Origin of the sequence: Ureibacillus xyleni, from assembly GCF_900217795.1 — a bacterium.
In the GTDB taxonomy this organism is placed as follows: domain Bacteria; phylum Bacillota; class Bacilli; order Bacillales_A; family Planococcaceae; genus Ureibacillus; species Ureibacillus xyleni.
In genome coordinates this window covers 601,903-623,513 of sequence record NZ_OBMQ01000001.1, presented here as the reverse complement: position 1 = coordinate 623,513, position 21,611 = coordinate 601,903, and the positions used below count along the sequence as shown (strand labels likewise).

Here is a 21,611-nt window from a genome sequence, read left to right as displayed (position 1 = left end):
CTTTTGTTTAGCTACTGTGAAATTAATTCAGTATAGCGAGCTGCTTCTACAGGATCCATTTTCGATAGTATTGCAGAAAGTGTTTCTGGGTCCATGCTTGATAATAGCTTAACTGCTTTATCGTCACTCATTTCCATAATAATTGGTGCAGCTGTTTTCGCAGACATTTGCTTAAAGGTAGATAAAATATCGTCAAATTCTTTTTTAGATTCACTTTGTTGATTTTCAAGTGATTCAATTTGCTTTTGTAATTGCTGCTGTTTCGCTAAATTGTTTTCTGTTTCAGCAGTAGCTTTTTCAAGTTGTGATTTTAGTTGTTCAATTTCTGCTTCTTTTTCTTTAATTTCTGCTTCAAGTTCTACAATTTTTTTATTGAAATCAATTGAAGGTTCTTCCGTTTTATTTTTAGAAGTAAAAGGTAAAGAATCAGTTAATTCAGAGGCTTTTTCAAATACATTAATATTTGTAAAAGACGCAACTACGAGTAGAATAGCCACTACAAAAAGTAATGGTATTAAAACTAAATAGAACAGTTTTTGAAATATACCCGGCGATTTTTCTTCTTTTATTTCTTCAATATTCATTTCTTCTTTAATTCTATTTTTCGCCATCAAATCACCTGATTTCTTTTTTGTTATACATCAGTGAAGAGAGCTCATCCATATACAACATTTCACTTCGGTTTTGTTCCTCTTTGAACATTTGATAATCTCTTTCTTTCATTTTCTCAAACTTAGACACTTCAATGTTTATTTCTAACATTTTTTGTTCATGCCAATTCATCTTCGTTCTTGCTTGCATTACCTTTGCTTGTAGGTCCGTAATGGATTTTTCAAGGCTATTGATAAATGTAGAAAAATGATGAATTTCGTCAATTGTTGCACCAATAGTTAATCGCTTATTTTGATAAGTTATTAAATCTTCTTTTTTCTTTAATACTTCATATAGCTTTGTAGCTACTTCTTCAAAAGCACGTACGGATTCTTTATAAGCTATTTCTGTTTGTTGCTTTTCTTGCTCACGAATTGTGAGGATTTTCTCAAATCGGTATGTATATTGGACCATTATTTTCCACCACCATTTGATAATGAAATTAATTCATTAACTGTATCCTGTAATGAAACCTTATCTTTATATCCTTGTTTTAAGAAACTTGTAATTAGTGGTTCGAAATGTATTGCTTCGTCAATATCCTTTGAAGTCCCCCGCTTGTATGCACCAATGTTTATTAAATCCTCAGATTTTGAATAAGTGTAATACAATTCACGAAGTCTTTCTGCAGCTTTTACGTGTTCTGGTGTAGATATATGATTCATTAATCGACTAACACTTTTTAGTACGTTTATTGCTGGATATTGCCCTTTATTTGCAAGTGTTCGGTCTAATACGATATGACCATCTAGAATACCACGAACAGCATCAGCAATTGGTTCATTCATATCGTCTCCATCAACTAGAACTGTATAAAAAGCTGTTATAGAACCTTTCATATTTGTACCAGTACGTTCTAGTAATCTCGGTAAAATCGAGAACACTGAAGGCGTATACCCTTTTTGTGCAGGTGGTTCTCCAGTTGCTAATCCAATTTCGCGTTGGGCCATTGCAACACGCGTGACAGAATCCATCATTAACATAACATTTAGTCCACGATCTCGAAAATACTCGGCGATTGCGGTAGCTGTAAAGGCCCCCTTAATACGCATTAATGCGGGTTGATCACCTGTAGCTGCAACTACGATTGAGCGACTCAATCCTTCTGGTCCTAAATCTCGTTGAATAAACTCAAGTACTTCACGGCCACGCTCACCAATTAAAGCGATAACGTTTAAATCTGCTTTTGTATTACGAGCAATCATACCAAGTAATGTACTCTTCCCCACACCAGAACCTGCAAAGATTCCGACACGTTGCCCATTCCCTACTGTGAGCATTCCATCTATAGCTTTTACGCCAACTTCCAATTGCTCACTTATGGGTGGTCTTTTTAATGGATTTGGTGGTTCTTTTTCAGTTTGAACTGTAACTAAGCCTCTTGGTAAGGATGAACCATCAAAGGGATTTCCCATTGAATCTAATACTTTCCCTATTAATTCTGGTCCTACCTTTACTTCTAATGGTTTTCCTGTTCCTTCTACTAAACATCCAATTGAAATTTCCCTAATAGATGTAAAAGGCATGAGTACGACATATTCATTATTAAATCCTACTACTTCAGCAAGAATCTCCTGATGGCCATTTTTAGGCGAGTTAACATGTATTTTACAAACATCACCTATTGAGCTTTCGGGTCCTTGCGACTCAATCATTAGGCCTACAACACGATTCACTTTACCATATTTTTTCAGTGTTTCAACATGTGGGATTTTTTCGATTAATTGAGCCGCTTTCATTAAATCAATCCTTACTATTTAAGAGTTCCATTAATTTTAGACGCAATTCATTTAACTGTTCATCTATGGATACAACGATTCTGCCATGATTTGTTTCTATATAACTTTCGCTTGAGTTTAAATCTTCATTAACAAAAATTAGTAAAGGTACATCTGTTGGGAACATTTCGACCAACTCATCGAGGTTTTGAGATACAACTTTATGAAATTGTGGAGAAACATAAATTTTAATTTCTTTCATTTCTCTAGCTTCTTTTAAACCTTTTTTCACTATCGAAACATATAATTCTTCATTGCGATCCAAGGTAGCACCTATTATACGTTCAGATGCAGTTAATGCCAGTTCGAGAATGACCCGTTCTTGCTCTTCTAAGTAAGCCCTAGCATTTTGTTTCGAATTTTCAATTACCTCGTTGGCAGTTTTCAAACCTTCAGCCATATCAGCATGGGCTTTCTTAATACCTTCTTCGTAACCTTGTTGAAAACCTATGTCATAGGCTTGTTGTTCTAGGACTAACTTTTCCTCTTCCCACAATTGCTTTAACTGCTCAATCATTTCTAGTTGTTCATTGCGATATTTTTCAAACTCGGACTTTTGTTGTTCTATTTCACGATGAGCATCTGCCAAAATTTGATTACGTTCAGCAAACATTTCTTCTTTCGTAATGACTAATTCTTCAGCTGTATCATAATCGCCATCTATAAATTGTTCCGTAAATAGGTTTTTAAGGTGAATTTCGACCTTTTTGTCCTCAGTTTGTTTTGCATAGCTGGAACGGATAATTCTAGACAATGACGTCATCTCCTCCGCCACGAGCGATAATGATTTCACCAGCATCTTCTAATCTACGAATAACTGCAACGATTCTCGATTGAGCTTCTTCTACGTCGCGCAAACGAACTGGACCCATAATTTCCATCTCTTCTTTAAATGTTTCAGCCATACGTTGTGACATATTTCTAAATATAATTTCTTTTACTTCTTCACTACTTACTTTCATTGAAAGCAATAAATCCTCGTTTTCACAATCGCGAATAACACGTTGTATTGAACGGTTGTCCAAAGTAACAATATCCTCGAATACAAACATACGTTTTTTAATTTCTTCTGCAAGTTCAGGATCTTGAATTTCAAGAGCATCAAGAATTGTTTTTTCTGTTTGACGGTCAACACCATTTAACACTTCAACAACTGCATCCACGCCACCAGTTTCAGTGTAATCTTGAGTTACTGTAGATGAAAGTTTTCTTTCTAATACCGATTCTATTTCACTAATTACTTCAGGTGATGTTGAGTCCATTACTGCAATACGTTTTGCAATATCTGCTTGGACTTCTTGCGGTAGTGAAGATAAAATTACACCTGCTTGACTCGGATCTAAATAAGATAAAATTAATGCAATTGTTTGTGGATGCTCATTTTGGATAAAGTTAAATATTTGGGCTGGGTCAGCTTTTCTAGCAAAATCAAAAGGTCTCACCTGTAAAGAAGATGTTAGACGGTTAATAATTGCCTGCGCTTGATCTTGACCAAGTGCTTTTTCTAGTACAGTTTTTGCGTACCCAATCCCACCTTGAGAAATATAGTCTTGAGCAAGAGCAATATTATGAAATTCTTCAATTATATCTTCTTTAATTGTTGGTTCAACTTTTTTAACACTCGAAATTTCTAACGTAAGACGTTCAATTTCTTCCTCATTTAGATGTTTGTATACGGAAGCGGAAACTTCAGGTCCTAGTGAAATCAACAGTAATGCTGCCTTTTGTTTTCCTGTTAATTCTTTATCTTTCTTGGACACTTTCGAACCCCCCATTAATCTTCAGTAATCCAACTTCGCAGTAGTTTTGCAAAGTCTTCTGGCTTTTCTTTCGCCATTTTTTCAAGCTGTTTACGTCGTACAGTACTTTCTGTTTCTTTTTCATCATTTATATCATCAACAAACAACTCTTCTTGTTCTTCGAGAATTGATAGTTCATCTTCTTTTTCTTTTCTTCTTTTCGAACGTATAATAAAGAATACTAGAAGTAGAATTACTGCAAGAAGTATTCCGCCAACTACCCAAATCCACCATGGTACAACTGGTGTCTCTTCAGGAGCAACTACATCATTTCCGTAAAACGGTTGAACAGATACAACAATTTTTTCATTCACTTGTTCTTCTGTTAATTGTCCTGCTGCCTCTTTATCGATTGAAGTTCGAACAATAGTTGATAAAATTTGTTCGATATCAGCTTGTACATCTTCTGATAATGAATTAGGATCATCAGCTACTGGAGGTTCTACCATTACTTGGATACCAATATCACGAATTTTATACGGGCTCTCTTCTATATTTCTTTTTATACGGTTTACATCATTGTTCACAGTTTCTTCCACACGCTCGAAGTTTCCGTCCCCATTATTCCCTTGTTGATAATCAACAAAGTTATCTGTTACGTTCTCTGCCTCTGGTGTACCTGTTGCTGCATCTGTACCTGTATATGTTTCTGTTATTCGTTGAGCACTGATTTCAATACCTTCCATATTTTCAGCATTAACTGGCTCAACTAGATTTTCTTCACGATTTTCCTGTTTAAAATCTATATCTGTAGTTACGGATACTACGACTTTATCTTTCCCCATCATCGTACCAAGCATTTGTTGTACTTGACGTTGAAGATCACGTTCGATTGTTTTCTTAACTGTCATTTGACCATCCACTGAATCAATTGAATTTGAATTAGATGCTGCTGATTCTAAATCGTAATATTCAGAGTACTGGTTAGAAATAACAATATTTTCTGTACTTAAATTTGGAATACTTTTAGAAACAAGATTATATAAGGTTTTTACTTGTTCATCTGAAAACTTATGTCCAGGTTCTGTGTCTAAAATAATTGCTGCACTTGCTTCTTGTGCTGCATCATTAATAAAAACTCCTTGTTCCGGCATCGTGATCATCACATTTGCATTTTTAACGCCATCAATTGTTTTAATAAGGTTTGCTAATTCCGTTTGAGTTGCAGCTAATTTAATGACATTAAATTCATTATCTGTCATACCAAAGCCAGCATTTGATGTGAAAAATGAGTTGTTTATTTCTCCCGATTGAGGATAACCTTGAGATGCAAGTGATACTTTCAATGAATCTACTTGTTCTTCAGGTACTAGTATATTTGTCCCTCCCGGAGCAATTTCATATGTAACACCTTGTGCACTTAATACTTCCGCAATTTCACCTGCTTCTGTTGCAGACAATTCGGTAAAAAGAGGCACCATTGTAGTTTTGGTTAAAAAATATGTAAGAATACCGGCAAGAGCAATAACACCAATAAACGTCCCTATAATTGCCCCTTTTTGGCCCTTTGTTCGACTCTTCCAAAAATGCGTAGAGTCCGTTTTTACTTTCGTCAATCTTTCATTCATTATGTGTCCCCCGATTATAGTGGATACACAACAATTTATAGTTGTGCCAAACCGTTAGTTTATACACTCATTCGCATTATCTCTTGGTATGCTTCGATTGCTTTATTTCGAACTTCTATTGTTGCACCTAGTGTAATACTTGCTTTTTGTGATTGAATCATTACTTCATGCAACTGTACATCTTCACCATTTATAAGCTTTTCTGTTAATTTATCTGAATTAATTTGTTGTTCATTAACAGATGCAATCGCATTTTTTAATGTATTCGCAAATGATTGCTGCGCTTCAAATGGTGTTGGCTGAGTTATTATTTTATTTGGTTCGCTTACTACTTGAGTAGGCATCATTAATGATACTGGATTTACCGCCATATTAACTCGTCCTTTCTACCTATTTTATTTTCCTATTTCTAGTGCTTTTGTTAACATTGATTTACTTGCATTAAACACTGTCACATTCGCTTCATATGAACGTGTAGCAGAAATTAAGTCAACCATTTCTGTTAGTACATCAACATTTGGCATTTCTACATATCCATCTTCATTTGCATCTGGATGGGTTGGGTTGTAAACAAGTTTAAATGGTGTTTGATTATCATCACGGATGGCCGTTACTTTCACACCATTTCCGGCGTTTTCTTCTTTGTTCATTGCTTTACTAAGAAAACTAGAAAATTGCCCTGTATCCTCAGTCAGTGTTACTGATTTTCTTCTATACGGTTCCCATTCTCCATTTACTTGTCTTGCTCTAGTTGTATCAACATTTGCTATATTTGAAGAAATAACATCCATTCTTAAACGTTGTGCTGTCAGTGCTGATGCAGTCGTGTTCATACTAGAGAAAATAGACATACTTATTTCCCTCCTTTAATGACTGTGTTAAGTGTATTGAATTTCCCTGATATACGATCTACTAATGCATTATAGTAAATTGTATTTTCTGCTAAACTTGCTTGTTGTGCATCCATATCAACACCATTTCCATTACTTCGATATTTAAAGTTTTCATAGCTAAATACTCCGGGCGTTGATTGTTGAATAGTAAAATCATAATGTCTAATGTCAGTTCTATTCGCTTTCAACCCATTTACTTTGGCTTCTTGAAGCATCTTTTCGAAACTTACATCTTTCGCCTTATAATTTGGCGTATCGACATTTGCAATGTTTTGTGCAATCGTTTTGTTTTTCAATGACGCATAATTTAGACCATTCTCTAGGTTACTGATTGTTCCACCGAATAAGTTCAAACCATTCACCTCTATATATTAAATTTTAGTTACATTATGTTTCAAACAATAATTTAATTTTAAAGTATCTTATCATAAAGTGTCTATCGCCTTTTGTCTTTTTTTAATAGTATATTGTTACCAATTTTCATTTTCTTTAGATTCAAAATAGTCACACATTCCTCATCTAATATCCTATTTCGACAAAATTCTTGAAACATAATCTTTATTATAAATTATTAACAATAAAAAAGTATCAAAAAATTTCTAAATTCTGTATTTATTTAATTGCATTAAAAAATAGGTTCCATCTTTAAAAAGTTGATGGAACCTATTTCGAGTAAATTTAACTTTTCAATTATTTCATTTTTATTTCAGCAAGTGCAGCTAAAAATTTGTCATTCAATACTTTTATATAAGTACCTTTCATACCTAGAGAACGTGATTCAATCACACCTGCCGATTCTAATTTACGTAAAGCATTTACAATTACTGAGCGCGTAATCCCTACACGATCCGCAATTTTTGAAGCGACTAATAATCCTTCGTTCCCATCTAGTTCTTCAAAAATATGTTCAATAGCTTCTAATTCACTGTAAGATAAAGAATTAATTGCCATTTGAACAACTGCTTTACTACGTGCTTCTTCTTCAATTTCTTCTGATTTTTCACGTAAAATTTCCATACCTACTACAGTAGCGCCGTATTCCGCTAAGATTAAATCTTCGTCTTCAAACTTTTCTGTTAGACGTCCTAAAATTAATGTTCCTAAACGCTCACCACCGCCGATAATTGGCACAATTGTTGTCAAACCATTTTTAAATAAGTCTTTATTTTCAATAGGGAAGATTGTATGTTCACTATCGATGTCAATATTTGGAGAAGTTTCAGTAATATCAAATAAATGTTCTGTATAATCTTCTGGGAATTGACGCTCTTCAAACATTTTATTCATACGAGGATTTTCAATTTTTTGATGTATTGAAATACCTAGTAATTTCCCTTTACGACTAACGATAAAAACATTGCTATCTATAATATCACCTAGTGTATCTGCCATTTCTTTAAAGTTAACTGGCTTCCCTGCTGATGCTTGTAACATTGAGTTAATTTTTCGTGTTTTTGATAATAAATTCATTTAAAAAAATCCTCCTAATAAGGCATATGATAATTCACTTAATATTCTAAAGGTTTCAACAATTTATTGTAACTATTTTGCTCAATTTAAAGGATAAATTGTGACAAATCTTTGTTTTTTGAAATTTCACCGAGTTTTTTGTCGACATATGATGGCGTAATTTCAATGTGTGCTGGGGCAATTTCGGAAGCTTCGAAAGAAAGTTCTTCTAATAAGCGCTCTAATATCGTATGAAGTCTTCTTGCACCAATATTGTCCGTTTCACGATTTACATCTGTAGCAATTTCTGCAATTCGATCAATTGCTTCATCGGTAAAGTTAATCGTTACTCCTTCTGTTTCTAACAATGCTTTATATTGTAAAATTAATGATTGATCTGGTTCTTTCAAAATGCGTACAAAGTCTTCTTTTGTTAATTTGTCAAGTTCAACACGGATTGGGAATCTTCCTTGCAATTCAGGTATTAAATCACTTGGTTTTGACATATGAAAAGCGCCCGCTGCTATAAATAACATAAAGTCTGTTTTTACTGGTCCGTATTTCGTTGTAACAGTCGAACCTTCAACAATCGGTAAAATATCTCTTTGTACACCTTCTCGTGAAACGTCAGCTGATGCACCACTGTTGCGACTTGCAATTTTATCGATTTCATCAATAAAGATTATTCCTGACTGTTCTGCTCGTCGTATTGCTTCAGATGCTAATTCATCTGAGTCAATTAATTTATTTGCTTCTTCGATTGTTAATACGCGTCGTGCATCTTTTACTTTCATTTTGCGTTTCTTTACTTTTTTCGGCATTAAATTCGATAACATATCCGACATACCTGATGAACCAAGATCCATTCCCATCCCAGGCATTAATTCCATAAATGGGGGATTTTGTTCTGTTACTTCTACTATTACCCATTCATCTTCAAGTTTCCCCAACTTTAAATCTTGGGCAACTTGAGAACGTTTTGAGCGAATTTCCGTTTCATCATGATTTGAATCATCTTCTTGTTTCTCATTCTTCTGGCCAAATATCATTTCAAAAGGGTTTTGCGTCATTTTTGATTTTATTTTCGATGGTACAAGAAGCTTAACAAGAACATCATTGGCATTTTGTTCGGCTTGTTCTTTTACAGATTCAGTCATTTCATCTTTTACTAGTCTTCTTGAGGCTTCTACTAAATCACGAACCATTGATTCCACATCTCTACCTACATACCCAACTTCAGTAAATTTCGTTGCTTCTACCTTTATAAATGGAGCATTTGTTAGTTTTGCAATACGACGTGCAATTTCTGTTTTACCGACACCGGTTGGGCCAATCATAAGAATATTCTTAGGAATAATTTCGTTTTTCAAATCCTCATTTAAAAGTGAACGACGATATCTGTTACGTAATGCAATAGCAACAGCCCGCTTTGCATTATTTTGTCCAACAATATAACGATTTAATTGTTCAGTTATTTGTCTAGGCGTTAAATTTAATTGTGTCATTCTTCAAGCGCCTCCACGATAATATTATGGTTTGTATATACACAAATATCTGCTGCAATCGTTAACGCAGCTTTTGCAATTTCGCTAGCAGAAAGTTGACTAGAATGTTGTTTTAATGCACGACCAGCAGCCAATGCATAGTTGCCACCAGAGCCGATTGCTAATATTCCATCATCTGGCTCGATTACTTCACCTGTACCAGATACGAGTAAAAGCGTAGAATGATCCATTACTAATAAGAGAGCTTCAAGTTGTCGTAACATTTTATCCCCACGCCACTGTTTTGCAACTTCCACTGCTGCACGTTGTAAATTCCCACCATATTCATTTAATTTGGTTTCAAACATTTCAAACAATGTAAACGCATCGGCTACAGAACCAGCAAATCCTGCTAATACTTTACCATTGAATAGCCTTCTAACTTTTCTAGCGGTATGCTTCATCACAACAGAGTTTCCGAGTGTAACTTGACCGTCGCCTGCCATTGCACATTTCCCATTATGGTGTATGGCAAATATAGTCGTCGCATGAAATTGTCCCATAAAATTCCCTCCTTATTTTAAGCTCTAGGATGTGCATTCATATAAGTACTTCTAAGGTGTTCTTTCGTAACATGAGTGTACTTTTGGGTAGAAGATAAATTTGCATGACCTAGCAATTCTTGAACTGTCCGAATATCTGCTCCATTATTTAGTAAATGTGTAGCAAAGGTATGCCTTAACATATGGGGATATATTTTCGTATTCATTGCAGCTTTATTAATCATTTCTTCTAAAATATAACTTACACCACGAGAAGTAAGCTCCCCTCCACGCAGATTTACAAATAATTTGCGGTGGTTTTGATTTTTTATCAATTTCGGTCGAACTTCATCGATGTACCTTACTAAAGCGTCATGAGCAAATTGTCCAAAAGGAATGATTCTTTCCTTTCTCCCTTTCCCCATTACCCGAATAATAGAATAGTGCAAATCAACATCTTCTAGCTCAATGGATGTACATTCACTAACACGTATTCCAGTTGCATACAGCAATTCTAGCAAGGCAATGTTGCGAATAGATTTAGGGTCTTCTCCAAAATTTTTTTCAAATAACTGAGAGAGTTCTTCTTCATAAAAAAAGTGCGGTAGTCGTTTTTCTCTTTTTGGATGATAAAGTGAGCGAAAAGCAGCATCATTTAAATCAAACTCTCGATTTAAAAATTTGAAAAATGACCGAATAGATGAAATTTTTCGAGAGATAGATGTTCTGGCTTTTTTATCATCATATAGCTTCGTAACATAGTTTCTTGCATGGATATATTCAACATCATTTAGGTCTGTAATACATTCAGTAACTAAAAATGATAGAAATTCCTTTATATCAAATTCATATTCCCGAACAGTATGTACAGAGAAGTTTTTTTCGAGCTGTATATAACGAATAAATTGTTCCAAAGCAGTTTTAGACTCAACTTGCAACGTAATACACCTCCTATCAAAATGTACTACACGAGAACTGTATTTCGTCCAATTACTCCTGTCTTGTAACCAAATCAGAAATAGTCACTTTGACACTAATCTTATTCTGAAAATATCGCAAGCATTTTGTCGGATATACTGCCATATTTGTGTAAATAGTTAACAATTCAGTGAATTAATAAAAAATTATTATCCATTTAGGCAAAACCTTCATTTCATAACAAAGAAAAAGCCTCATAAATTATAACAATTTACGAAGGCTTAATCAATTAAATTGTATGATTATTCATAAAATTTCGAATTGTCGTTAAAGCTCGTTCTGCATGACGCTCTGCTCGCTCTTGCTTTGATTTAATTCTTTCACCTAGCTCTGGGAAAATTCCGAAATTCACATTCATTGGTTGGAAATTTTTCGGATCTGCTTCAGTTATATAACGCACCATACTACCAAGTGCTGTTTCAACTGGAAACTCGATAAGTTCTTGTCCTAATGCTAGTCTTGCAGCGTTAACACCTGCTATTAAACCACTTCCTGCAGATTCTACATAACCCTCAACACCTGTCATTTGACCTGCAAAGAAGATATTAGTATTTGCTCTTAGTTGATAAGTTTTATTTAAAACAGTTGGTGAATTAATAAAAGTATTTCGATGCATCACACCATAACGTACGATTTCCACATTTTCAAGCCCTGGAATCATAGATAGAACGCGTTTTTGCTCTCCCCATTTCAAATGGGTTTGGAAGCCTACAATATTATAAAGTGTCCCGGCTGCATCATCTTGGCGTAATTGAACAACAGCATATGGACGTTTACCAGTTTTCGGATCTTCTAATCCTACTGGTTTCATAGGACCAAACAACATTGTCTTTTCCCCGCGCGACGCCATCACTTCAATCGGCATACACCCTTCAAAGTATTTCTCTTTTTCAAATTCTTTTAATGGGGCACATTCTGCAGTTATTAGAGCCTCTCGGAATGCATCAAATTCCTCTTTAGTCATCGGACAGTTTAAATACGCAGCTTCACCTTTATCATAACGGGACTTTAAATAAACTTTATCCATATTGATACTGTCTTTTTCAACTATTGGAGCTGCTGCATCATAAAAATATAAATATTCCTGACCTGTGAGTTCTTTAATTTTTTCCGCTAACGCTGGAGAAGTTAGTGGTCCAGTTGCAATGACCGTGACACCTTCAGGAATTTCAGTTACTTCTTCGTTTATCACTTCAACGAGCGGGTGTTTTTTTACAGTTTCTGTAACAAAACCTGCAAATTCATGGCGGTCAACCGCAAGAGCGCCACCAGCAGGAACGGACGCATTGTCAGCAGCTTTAATTATCACTGAATCTAAAATACGCATTTCCTCTTTAATTACTCCGACTGCATTTGTTAAAGAATTTGCTCGTAAAGAGTTAGAGCACACTAATTCAGCAAATTTATCTGTATGGTGTGCAGGTGTTTGCTTAACTGGTCGCATTTCATATAGCCGTACTCTTACGCCTCGTTTTGCAATTTGCCACGCTGCTTCACTGCCTGCAAGACCAGCACCAATTACATTAACAATTTGTTCTGTCATTTTTTTATACCATCTTTCTAAATCATTGTGTTGGTGCTTCCTCATAGTCACATTTTGTACATTGGATTTGAACACCTTTTTTAATTTTCTTCTCTATTAATAATGCATGACATTTCGGACAAGGTCTACTAATTGGCTTATCCCAAGATACAAAATCGCACTCTGGGTAAGTGTTACAACCATAAAATGTACGCTTTGTCTTACTTTTACGCTCTACAATTTCTCCAGTATCACAACTTGGACATTTTACACCAATCGGCTTCATAATCGCCTTTGTATTGCGACATTCTGGAAAATTCGAACAAGCCATAAATTTACCATAGCGACCTAATTTATAAACCATTGGCGAGCCACACTTTTCACAATCTTCTCCAGCTGGTTCATCTTTTATTTCAATTTTCTCCATCACTTCATCAGCATGTTTTACATGTTTTTCAAAATCTTTATAAAACTCATCGATGATCTTTACCCAGTTTGTTTGAGCTTCTTCAATTTTATCCAGATCTTCTTCCATTTTTGCTGTAAATTCAATATTGATGATTTCTGGGAAAAACTCTACCATAAACTGATGGACGATTTCACCTAATTCTGTAGGAACAAATCGTTTTGCATCTAATTGTACATACCCACGTTTTTGAATTACATCGAGTGTTGGGGCGTACGTAGAAGGACGTCCTATTCCAAGTTCTTCCATCTCTTTTACTAAACGCGCTTCAGTATAGCGAGGAGGTGGTTGAGTAAAGTGTTGTTTTGGTTCGATTTCAATTGATTTAACCATATCCCCAACTTCCATCTCAGGGAGAAGTTTTGTCGTTTCTTCAGTTTGGTCATCTGTACCTTCAATATATAATTTCATGAAACCAGGAAATTTCACATGAGATCCATTTGCACGGAATTGTACATCTCCATTATTTAAATCCACCGTTACAGTATCTAATATTGCTGGAGCCATTTGACTTGCAATAAAACGTTCCCATATAAGGCGGTATAAGCGGAGTTGATCTCGACTTAAAACTTCTTTTAACTCATCTGGAGCACGCATCACACTCGTTGGGCGAATCGCCTCGTGGGCATCTTGTGCATTGGTAGCCTTTTTCGATTTCTTTTCTTCACTAATTAAATAATCTTTGCCGTATTTTTCATTGATATAGTTTGCTGCTTCAGCTTTTGCAGTATCAGAAATACGTGTGGAGTCTGTTCTCATGTAGGTGATTAACCCAACCGTACCTTCTTTTTTCCCAATGTCAATTCCTTCATACAATTGTTGAGCGAGCATCATAGTTTTTTTCGCTCGGAAATTCAATTTTCTAGCTGCTTCCTGTTGAAGTGAAGAAGTGGTAAAAGCAGGTGCTGCATTACGTCTACGTTCTTTTTTCACTACATTAGTAACTCGGAATTCGTCACCTTTTAAGCTCTTTAAAATTGAATTTACCTGTTCTTCATTTGATAGTTTAATTTTTTCGTTACCGAAACCAAAGAAAAGTGTATCAAATTGTTTTTTGCCTTTTTCAAAGACTCCTTCAATCGTCCAATATTCTTCAGGAACAAAATTTTTAATTTCTTCCTCCCGATCAATAATTAAACGAAGAGCGACTGATTGTACTCGCCCTGCTGAAAGACCCTTTTTCACCTTTTTCCATAAAATCGGGCTTATATTATATCCTACAAGTCTGTCTAAAATTCTTCGTGCTTGTTGGGCATCTACTAAATTCATATTTATTGGACGAGGATTTTTAAAAGAGTCTAAAATTGCATCCTTTGTAATTTCATTAAATACGACACGACAATCAGAATTTGTATCGATATTTAAAGCTGTTGCTAAATGCCAAGCAATTGCTTCTCCTTCACGATCGGGGTCGGCTGCGAGATAAATTTTTTTCGCCTTTTTTGCAGCTGATTTTAAATCTTGAAGTACAGGTCCTTTTCCTCGTATCGTAATATACTTAGGTTGATAATTATTTTCTGTATCAATTCCCGTTTGGCTACGTGGTAAATCCCGTACATGTCCAATTGAAGCTTTTACTTTATATTTCTTTCCTAAATATCTTTCAATTGTCTTTGCTTTTGCTGGTGATTCTACAATCACTAAATAATCTGCCATCTATACTTCCCCCTTGTAGAGGTAAATTAATTATATTCATTAAATTTAACATACTCACTATTTTATAAAATAAATACCTGTTGCAAAATGTATAACAGTTTTTAGGATAATGCAACTTTTTTTCAATATTTACCTTAGAAAAATACGATTTAACACTTTAATAAGCCAAATAAACCACGCACTTTTTCGGATATTAATAAAATACATAGTTCCTTATTCGCGGATAAATAAATTTAATTCTTCTATTATTTGGCGACCATCCCAAATTGGAATTGCACCTTCTTTTAACAAACTATTCGTCCCCTTAGAAAGTTCGGAGTGAATAGGTCCTGGCACTACAAAAACGTCTTTTCCATGGTCTAATGCATGCTCAGTTGTGCTAAGAGTTCCGCTTTTTAGTGCAGCTTCCGTCACCACAATTGCATTACTGATACCGCTAATAATACGATTTCTACTAGGAAAATGCCATTTTTGTATCCCAACATATGGTGGATATTCGGTTAACAACAAATGTTTTCCTGCAATTTCTTCAGCAAGAGCTTTATTTTCCTTCGGGTAAATATGGAAAAAACCATGACCCAATATAGCGATTGTTTTACCGCCAAATTTCATAGCAGCAATATGTGCGAAACTGTCTGCCCCCTTCGCTAAACCGCTTACGATTACGGCATTATGCTCTACAAGAGGTGGAATAATAAAATCCATTGCCATTATTGAATAGCTCGAAGCCTTTCTAGAACCAATAACAGCTATTTTCAATTGTCTCGTTAATAATGAGATATCTCCTTTTGCATATAAAACAGTTGGTGGATCAACAAGTTCTTTTAATTGTTTTGGATAATACTCATTATTAAATGGAATAACTTTAATATTAGCAGATTGATAAGCTTCTATTAAATCTGTATTTAATATTCTTTCATATTGAACTAAGATACTCTCTGCTTTTTTTGTAGAAATCGATAAAATATTAGCTAATGTCGTCGAAGGTACTTTGATCAAATTGTCGATAGAACCTATATATCGTTGTAGTTTTTGGAATTTTTTTAAAGTGAGAGGATACACATAATGGAGAGTAAGTATTTCTTTTAGATTTTTCATCAACATCACCCCTCTTTAAATAGAAGAAAATATTCCGAGTTGTGACCGCAAAAAATAAAAAGATGCAACGCCAAGAAGCGTTACACCTTTATTTTAATGTGTCTTACATTTTTCGTATAGACCTTTTTCTTTTATTACTTTTATTAACGTTTCACCAATAACAGATGGCGTTGGCGCAACTTCGATTCCAGCCTCGTTCATTGCCTTAATTTTCTCTTTTGCTGTACCTTTTCCTCCAGAAATAATCGCACCAGCATGTCCCATACGTTTTCCAGGAGGTGCCGTTTGACCACCAATAAAGCCTACGACAGGTTTCGTCATATTGGCTTTAATCCATTCTGCTGCTTCTTCTTCTGCAGTACCACCAATTTCACCAATCATCACTACTGCATAAGTTTCTGGATCTTTATTAAACTCCTCTAAAACATCAATAAAGTTTGTCCCATTTACAGGGTCTCCACCAATTCCTACAGCAGTTGTTTGGCCGATACCAGCCTGTGTTAATTGATGAACCGCTTCATACGTAAGTGTTCCAGAACGTGACACGACACCAATATGCCCTTTTTTATGAATATAACCAGGCATGATGCCAATTTTACATTCATCTGCACTAATAACACCTGGGCAGTTAGGACCTACTAATCGTGTTTTCTTACCTTCCATATATCGCTTAACTTTTACCATATCTAAAACTGGAATATGCTCTGTAATACAAATTGTAAGATCTAATTCAGCATCAACGGCTTCCATAATAGCATCTGCTGCAAATGGAGCCGGAACATAAATAACTGAAACATTTGCACCTGTTTCATTTACCGCATCTTGTACAGTATTAAAAACTGGTACTCCCTCAATAACTTGTCCGCCTTTACCAGGTGTTACACCAGCAACAATTTTTGTACCATATTCAAGCATCTGTTTTGTATGGAATAGGGCAGTTTCCCCCGTAATACCTTGAACGATTACTTTTGTATCTGCATTAATATATACACTCATGAAATGTCCCCGCCTTCCTTAGCCTACAAGTTTCACTATTTTTTCGGCACCATCTGCCATTGAATCTGCTGCAACGATATTTAAACCAGATGCATTTAACAATTCTTTACCTCGTTCTACATTTGTTCCTTCTAAACGTACAACAAGTGGCACTTCTAACCCTATTTGTTTTGCAGCGGTAATTACACCTTCAGCAATTACGTCACATTTCATAATACCTCCGAAAATGTTGACGAAAATCCCTTTAACATTTGGGTCAGAAAGGATAATTTTAAACGCTTCTGTTACTTTTTCTGTTGTTGCACCGCCTCCAACGTCTAAGAAGTTAGCAGGTTGTCCACCATAATAACTAATCGTATCCATAGTTGCCATTGCTAGACCAGCACCATTTACCATACATCCGATATTTCCATCTAAAGAGATATAACTTAAGTCATATTTTGAAGCTTCGATCTCTTTTGGATCTTCTTCGTCAAAGTCTCTTAATTCTACAATATCTTTATGACGGTATAGTGCATTTGAGTCAAAATTAAATTTTGCATCAAGGGCCATTACCTCTCCATTACCTGTAACAACTAATGGGTTAATTTCTAAAATTGATGCATCTTTATCAACAAATGCTTCGTATAAGCCTAACATCAATTTTGCTGCTTTATTTACTAGTTTAGGTGGAATATTCATATTAAATGCCATTCGACGAGCTTGGAATGGAAGCAGACCAGTGATTGGGTCAATTACTTCTTTAAAGATTTTTTCAGGATTTTTTTCTGCTACTTCTTCAATATCCATTCCGCCTTCTTCTGAGCCCATTAATGTTACTCTTGAAGTCGCTCTATCTAAAACGAAACTTAAATAATATTCTTTTTCAATATCAGAACCTTCTTCTATATAAAGACGCTTAACTTCTTTACCTTCTGGACCTGTTTGATGTGTTACTAAGATTTTTCCTAATAATTCCTTCGCGTAAGCTCTAACTTCTTCAAGATTTTTGGCAATTTTCACACCGCCCGCTTTACCGCGTCCACCAGCGTGAATTTGAGCTTTTACAACAGTAACATTCGATCCAAGTTCTTTTGCAACTTTAACTGCATCTTCAGGAGAAAATGCAACTCTTCCATTCGGTACAGAAACACCGTATTTTCTCAAAATTTCCTTACCCTGGTATTCATGTATATTCATGAAACATCCTCCAATTCTGCATTTGGAAATTATTTTATTAACACATTCTATTCTAAACAAATATTCTGACAAAGTCTATAATTGTAATAAATGTATTTTTTTCTTTGTATTATTACATTTTTACCTAATTTCAACGGAAAACCCTACTTTTATTTGACTGTTATACAATAACTATTTTTTCAGCTTTTCTGTACTGTAACGGCGATCCAATTTGTAAATAAAGGCAAAAACTTCCGCCACTGCTTGATACAATTCTTCAGGTATCGATTCGTTTAAATCTAAATTTCCTAATAATTCGACTAAATTTCGATCCTCATAAATTGGCACATTATGAAGAGACGCTTGTTCTAAAATATTGTCTGCAATTTTCCCTTTCCCTTTGGCAACCACTTTAGGACTATTATTTTTTTCTTGGTTATAAGTTAATGCAATTGCTTCTTTTCTTACATATTTTTTATCGCTCATATGCGGATATCAACTCCACTTTGCGATTTTTGATTTCCTTTTACTTTATTTAAATTTTCTGCTTTTTGAGGGACAGTTTTTTCAAATGTTTTAAAAGTTAGTCCGGAAAGATGATAATTTTTTTCTAAAAGCCCTTTTTTTAAAGATTCTCTTAGTTGAATAGCAAGATTTTCTAAAGAATTGTTTTCATTATAAACATTGATAGTTACAATTCGGTTTTGAACTTGCATATCAACCATTGTTTCCTCTAGAGCTTCCATATTTAAATAAAATAAAATTCTTACAAAATTTGAATCGATTTTACCATTTTTACCCATTCTACCATTCCACTGAACTGTAGCATCTGTGTTTTTTCCAAAGAAGTGTAATGGAATTTGCATTACTATTTGATGCTGATGTCCGTTTTCTCCAGAGTGTAGCTGCATACCATTTAAACGTGATAAAATACTTTCTGCTGCTTCTCTCACCGTTGCAGAAGTTGTTGCATCTTGCATTAATGATAATATTTGCGGTTTTAAAGAATGGATATGGTCTTGAATGTTTTCAGGTTTCGTATTTAATGATGCTTCGTAACTTAATCCTAAGCTTTTTAAAATTGTCTTTACTGCATATTCCATTGATTTCCCTTCAATAGAAGCCCGAATTTCATCATCTACTTGGACTACCATTTGTTGTATGAATGGCTGTTTTGACTCAGTAGCAGTTTTTGCTAAATTAGAAAATGTAGTATTTGCATTTATTATCGATTCTGGTTTTAGAAGGGAGAGCAAATTGTCTTTTTTAGAATACCCTTGTTCATTTAATTCAAACGTATTTAAGCTCTCAGAAAAGGCTTTAATTAATTGTTCATGAAGTTGTTTTGCAAAGATTTCAATGGTTTGTGGAGTTTTTGGCAATACTTCAAATCTATTTATTAATTGATGAATTTGCTCCTTTTGATTTGCTGTTAGCGGTTGTTCATGTAGCCATGTTTTTAAATTATCCAATAACCTTGGCAAATTTTGTTGAGTTCCATTTGCAATAGCCTGTACAATCTCATTTGCTATAGATTTTTGTATAGTATTATCGTTCCCTAATTGGGCCTGTAATTGTTTAGCAAATTGTTGTAAAGAGCTATCATTTTTCGGTGCCTTTTCAAATTCGTTTATTAATTGGGTCATTTGTTGTTTTTCGTTACTATCAAAAGATTTCAGCTGTTGAAGTATTTTAGATATATCGTGCACTATTGATGAATTTGGGCGTATATTAGTGGGAAGTTCATCCCCTTGATTTTGCCCTTCATTAATAAAAGTTCTTAGTTGTTGTAAGATCTTTGGAATATCCTCTACCTTTGCCGTTGAAATTAACTTTCCTAAATCATTCCCTGTACTTTTATTAGTTTTAACTTGTTGAAATGCTTGTGAAAACCAATTATTTACCTTTGCATTTTGCGGTAAAATATTTGCTTCTTTTAATAAATCCAGTGAGTCGACACGGCTTTGTGACTCAGCATTCTGATTCATTATTGTTTGTAATGCCTTTGCCAAAATCATGCCACTTGTTTCACTTTCAAAAGGTTTTGCAATTGTCTGAAGTGATGAAAAAATGTTTGATTTCACTTGAGGTAACACGGATGAATCCTCATTTAGTAACTTAGAGAAATTTAATAGTTCCTCTGTAAAGCCACTCGTTTTTGCTCCATTTAATAATCCATCAAATATTTCTTTTGTAAATGGCATTTTCGTTTCAACCATCCGTTGAACAATTGCTAATGCATCCTGTTTCATTGCATTATCTGGAATGTTTTTCAAGAAAGATTCTGTTTGTACTAACGTTTCCTTAGCAATTGGTAATTGATTTTTTATAAAATATGACAGTATTTTTTGCATTTCACTACTTTTCGGTAAATTCATTGATTCTAATAACTGTAAAAGTTGCTGTGTCGTTTGCGAATTTTGCATTGGGCCTGTAACCACTTTCAACTGTGCTTGGGGGTTCATGTTTGTAACTTGAAAAAAATGCGAATCTCCCGCTTTTAGAGGGGTTTCGAGTTTAGCAAACAGTTTATGGCCCCCAACTTGAATTTCAGCCATCTGATCAGGATAAAGTTTTTTTACTGTCCCATGAAAAACTTGACCCTGCTTTAACGTTAGTGGTTGATTTGACTGGAGCGCTATTTGTTGAGATTGTATAGGATTAAAAGATGTCGACGTCATAGGAGTAATTCCTCCTTTTCATTCATCATTGATTTTATTGGTTCAAAACTTTTACGATGTTCTGCTATTGGTCCGAAACGCTCTAGTGCATCAAGATGTTGCTTTGTTCCGTATCCAGCATTTTGATTAAATCCATACATGGGAAACTGTTCGTGTAAACGATCCATAAATTCATCCCGTGCACATTTCGCTAAAATTGAGGCCGCCGCAATAGCTAAGCTTTTCGCATCCCCTTTTATAATCGATTGTTGTGGTATCGGAATATCTAACTTAAGTGCATCCAGAAGACAAATATTTGGACGAATACTTAAAGACTCAATACTAATTTTCATAGATTGTTTTGTAGCTTCATATATGTTAATTTCATCGATAACTTCAACGCTTTGAAAATGGATGGAGTAAGCAATTGCATTTTCTTTAATTCTTTCTGCATATTCTTCTCGCGCTTTACGTGATAACTGTTTTGAATCATTAATTCCAATTAACTGCTCACAATTTTTTGGTAAAATAACAGCGGCTGTTACAACTGGTCCTGCTAAAGGTCCTCTACCCGCTTCATCAGCACCTGCGAGCAATGCATTTTCGAAGGGCAAAAACGATTGGTCAAACTGTAATTTTTGTTCATGTTCCTCTTTCACAATTTGTTGTTTACTCATTTTCTTTTCCCATTGTTGAAATGCTTTTTGTACTCCTGCCCGCGGATCAGTTTTTAACTCTTCCATCCAGTTTTCGTAGTCTGTCGCTAAATTTAAAGCATTTGTTATCTCTTTTATAGTTTTTTCCATTACTTACACTTCCCTAAAGTTACTATTCTTTTTATCGGCTATTAATATGTACTATGTATTTTTGATGCAAAAAAAGGGCTACCATTTCATACTACATGGTACCCCAA

General features: G+C 34.8%; 21 protein-coding genes. All 21 read right to left on the bottom strand.

Going from position 1 to position 21,611, the window contains the following annotated elements; genetic code table 11:
- Positions 1-11: 11 nt before the first annotated feature.
- The 21 genes from CRO00_RS02890 to CRO00_RS02790 all read right to left on the bottom strand — a co-directional run bounded on the left by CRO00_RS02890 (position 12) and on the right by CRO00_RS02790 (position 21,504).
- Positions 12-611 (bottom strand): MotE family protein, encoded by a 600-nt coding sequence (locus CRO00_RS02890; protein ID WP_097072139.1) that lies wholly within the window; start codon positions 609-611, stop codon positions 12-14.
- Positions 612-615: 4 nt separating this feature from the next.
- Positions 616-1,065, bottom strand: a complete 450-nt coding sequence (gene fliJ, locus CRO00_RS02885) for a flagellar export protein FliJ (RefSeq protein WP_097072138.1) — start codon at positions 1,063-1,065, stop codon at positions 616-618.
- Positions 1,065-2,390, bottom strand: coding sequence for a flagellar protein export ATPase FliI (gene fliI, locus CRO00_RS02880; protein ID WP_097072137.1), 1,326 nt, complete (start codon positions 2,388-2,390; stop codon positions 1,065-1,067). The genes fliJ and fliI overlap by 1 nt, the downstream gene beginning before the upstream one ends.
- A gap of 4 nt (positions 2,391-2,394) precedes the next feature.
- Positions 2,395-3,192, bottom strand: coding sequence for a flagellar assembly protein FliH (gene fliH, locus CRO00_RS02875; protein ID WP_337189405.1), 798 nt, complete (start codon positions 3,190-3,192; stop codon positions 2,395-2,397).
- Positions 3,176-4,189, bottom strand: a complete 1,014-nt coding sequence (gene fliG, locus CRO00_RS02870; protein ID WP_097072135.1) for a flagellar motor switch protein FliG — start codon at positions 4,187-4,189, stop codon at positions 3,176-3,178. The genes fliH and fliG overlap by 17 nt, the downstream gene beginning before the upstream one ends.
- 14 nt (positions 4,190-4,203) lie before the next feature.
- Complete coding sequence (gene fliF, locus CRO00_RS02865; RefSeq protein WP_097072134.1) at positions 4,204-5,796, bottom strand: flagellar basal-body MS-ring/collar protein FliF; 1,593 nt, start codon at positions 5,794-5,796, stop codon at positions 4,204-4,206.
- A 59-nt stretch (positions 5,797-5,855) separates the two neighbouring features.
- Entirely contained in the window at positions 5,856-6,167 is a 312-nt protein-coding gene (gene fliE, locus CRO00_RS02860; RefSeq protein WP_097072133.1) for a flagellar hook-basal body complex protein FliE, read from the bottom strand.
- A 24-nt stretch (positions 6,168-6,191) separates the two neighbouring features.
- Positions 6,192-6,647, bottom strand: coding sequence for a flagellar basal body rod protein FlgC (gene flgC, locus CRO00_RS02855; RefSeq protein ID WP_097072132.1), 456 nt, complete (start codon positions 6,645-6,647; stop codon positions 6,192-6,194).
- Between the two features lie 2 nt (positions 6,648-6,649).
- The gene (gene flgB, locus CRO00_RS02850; RefSeq protein ID WP_097072131.1) at positions 6,650-7,042 is read right to left on the bottom strand and encodes a flagellar basal body rod protein FlgB; all 393 of its coding nucleotides are present in this window, start codon (positions 7,040-7,042) and stop codon (positions 6,650-6,652) included.
- Positions 7,043-7,379: 337 nt separating this feature from the next.
- Positions 7,380-8,159, bottom strand: coding sequence for a GTP-sensing pleiotropic transcriptional regulator CodY (codY, locus tag CRO00_RS02845; protein ID WP_097072130.1), 780 nt, complete (start codon positions 8,157-8,159; stop codon positions 7,380-7,382).
- Between the two features lie 86 nt (positions 8,160-8,245).
- Positions 8,246-9,643, bottom strand: coding sequence for an ATP-dependent protease ATPase subunit HslU (gene hslU / locus CRO00_RS02840; protein ID WP_097072129.1), 1,398 nt, complete (start codon positions 9,641-9,643; stop codon positions 8,246-8,248).
- On the bottom strand, positions 9,640-10,185 hold the full coding sequence (gene hslV, locus CRO00_RS02835; RefSeq protein ID WP_097072128.1) for an ATP-dependent protease subunit HslV: 546 nt from the start codon (positions 10,183-10,185) through the stop codon (positions 9,640-9,642). Before hslV ends, hslU begins: the two co-directional genes overlap by 4 nt.
- Before the next feature lie 17 nt (positions 10,186-10,202).
- Positions 10,203-11,102 (bottom strand): tyrosine recombinase XerC, encoded by a 900-nt coding sequence (gene xerC, locus CRO00_RS02830; protein ID WP_097072127.1) that lies wholly within the window; start codon positions 11,100-11,102, stop codon positions 10,203-10,205.
- Positions 11,103-11,371: 269 nt separating this feature from the next.
- Positions 11,372-12,685: an FADH(2)-oxidizing methylenetetrahydrofolate--tRNA-(uracil(54)-C(5))-methyltransferase TrmFO gene (gene trmFO / locus CRO00_RS02825; protein WP_097072126.1), complete on the bottom strand. Its 1,314-nt coding sequence runs from the start codon at positions 12,683-12,685 to the stop codon at positions 11,372-11,374.
- A gap of 22 nt (positions 12,686-12,707) precedes the next feature.
- On the bottom strand, positions 12,708-14,786 hold the full coding sequence (gene topA / locus CRO00_RS02820; protein ID WP_097072125.1) for a type I DNA topoisomerase: 2,079 nt from the start codon (positions 14,784-14,786) through the stop codon (positions 12,708-12,710).
- Between the two features lie 213 nt (positions 14,787-14,999).
- Entirely contained in the window at positions 15,000-15,884 is an 885-nt protein-coding gene (gene dprA, locus CRO00_RS02815) for a DNA-processing protein DprA (RefSeq protein WP_419865842.1), read from the bottom strand.
- Positions 15,885-15,977: 93 nt separating this feature from the next.
- Positions 15,978-16,880 carry a succinate--CoA ligase subunit alpha gene (gene sucD, locus CRO00_RS02810; protein ID WP_097072123.1) on the bottom strand — a complete coding sequence of 301 codons (903 nt, stop codon included), beginning with the start codon at positions 16,878-16,880 and terminating at the stop codon, positions 15,978-15,980.
- An 18-nt stretch (positions 16,881-16,898) separates the two neighbouring features.
- Positions 16,899-18,059 (bottom strand): ADP-forming succinate--CoA ligase subunit beta, encoded by a 1,161-nt coding sequence (gene sucC, locus CRO00_RS02805; protein WP_097072122.1) that lies wholly within the window; start codon positions 18,057-18,059, stop codon positions 16,899-16,901.
- Between the two features lie 171 nt (positions 18,060-18,230).
- Positions 18,231-18,524 (bottom strand): EscU/YscU/HrcU family type III secretion system export apparatus switch protein, encoded by a 294-nt coding sequence (locus tag CRO00_RS02800; RefSeq protein ID WP_097072121.1) that lies wholly within the window; start codon positions 18,522-18,524, stop codon positions 18,231-18,233.
- Positions 18,521-20,719, bottom strand: a complete 2,199-nt coding sequence (locus tag CRO00_RS02795; RefSeq protein WP_097072120.1) for a hypothetical protein — start codon at positions 20,717-20,719, stop codon at positions 18,521-18,523. The genes CRO00_RS02800 and CRO00_RS02795 overlap by 4 nt, the downstream gene beginning before the upstream one ends.
- Positions 20,716-21,504 carry a ribonuclease HII gene (locus CRO00_RS02790; protein ID WP_097072119.1) on the bottom strand — a complete coding sequence of 263 codons (789 nt, stop codon included), beginning with the start codon at positions 21,502-21,504 and terminating at the stop codon, positions 20,716-20,718. The genes CRO00_RS02795 and CRO00_RS02790 overlap by 4 nt, the downstream gene beginning before the upstream one ends.
- Positions 21,505-21,611 lie beyond the last annotated feature (107 nt).

What these genes read in the sequence shown, in the direction of transcription:
- CRO00_RS02890 (WP_097072139.1), bottom strand. Translation starts at nt 611, where the DNA reads ATGGCGAAAAATAGAATTAAAGAAGAAATGAATATTGAAGAAATAAAA.
- fliJ (WP_097072138.1), bottom strand. Translation starts at nt 1,065, where the DNA reads ATGGTCCAATATACATACCGATTTGAGAAAATCCTCACAATTCGTGAG.
- fliI (WP_097072137.1), bottom strand. Translation starts at nt 2,390, where the DNA reads ATGAAAGCGGCTCAATTAATCGAAAAAATCCCACATGTTGAAACACTG.
- fliH (WP_337189405.1), bottom strand. Translation starts at nt 3,192, where the DNA reads ATGACGTCATTGTCTAGAATTATCCGTTCCAGCTATGCAAAACAAACT.
- fliF (WP_097072134.1), bottom strand. Translation starts at nt 5,796, where the DNA reads ATGAATGAAAGATTGACGAAAGTAAAAACGGACTCTACGCATTTTTGG.
- fliE (WP_097072133.1), bottom strand. Translation starts at nt 6,167, where the DNA reads ATGGCGGTAAATCCAGTATCATTAATGATGCCTACTCAAGTAGTAAGC.
- flgC (WP_097072132.1), bottom strand. Translation starts at nt 6,647, where the DNA reads ATGTCTATTTTCTCTAGTATGAACACGACTGCATCAGCACTGACAGCA.
- codY (WP_097072130.1), bottom strand. Translation starts at nt 8,159, where the DNA reads ATGAATTTATTATCAAAAACACGAAAAATTAACTCAATGTTACAAGCA.
- hslU (WP_097072129.1), bottom strand. Translation starts at nt 9,643, where the DNA reads ATGACACAATTAAATTTAACGCCTAGACAAATAACTGAACAATTAAAT.
- hslV (WP_097072128.1), bottom strand. Translation starts at nt 10,185, where the DNA reads ATGGGACAATTTCATGCGACGACTATATTTGCCATACACCATAATGGG.
- trmFO (WP_097072126.1), bottom strand. Translation starts at nt 12,685, where the DNA reads ATGACAGAACAAATTGTTAATGTAATTGGTGCTGGTCTTGCAGGCAGT.
- topA (WP_097072125.1), bottom strand. Translation starts at nt 14,786, where the DNA reads ATGGCAGATTATTTAGTGATTGTAGAATCACCAGCAAAAGCAAAGACA.
- dprA (WP_419865842.1), bottom strand. Translation starts at nt 15,884, where the DNA reads ATGAAAAATCTAAAAGAAATACTTACTCTCCATTATGTGTATCCTCTC.
- sucD (WP_097072123.1), bottom strand. Translation starts at nt 16,880, where the DNA reads ATGAGTGTATATATTAATGCAGATACAAAAGTAATCGTTCAAGGTATT.
- sucC (WP_097072122.1), bottom strand. Translation starts at nt 18,059, where the DNA reads ATGAATATACATGAATACCAGGGTAAGGAAATTTTGAGAAAATACGGT.
- CRO00_RS02800 (WP_097072121.1), bottom strand. Translation starts at nt 18,524, where the DNA reads ATGAGCGATAAAAAATATGTAAGAAAAGAAGCAATTGCATTAACTTAT.
- CRO00_RS02795 (WP_097072120.1), bottom strand. Translation starts at nt 20,719, where the DNA reads ATGACGTCGACATCTTTTAATCCTATACAATCTCAACAAATAGCGCTC.
- CRO00_RS02790 (WP_097072119.1), bottom strand. Translation starts at nt 21,504, where the DNA reads ATGGAAAAAACTATAAAAGAGATAACAAATGCTTTAAATTTAGCGACA.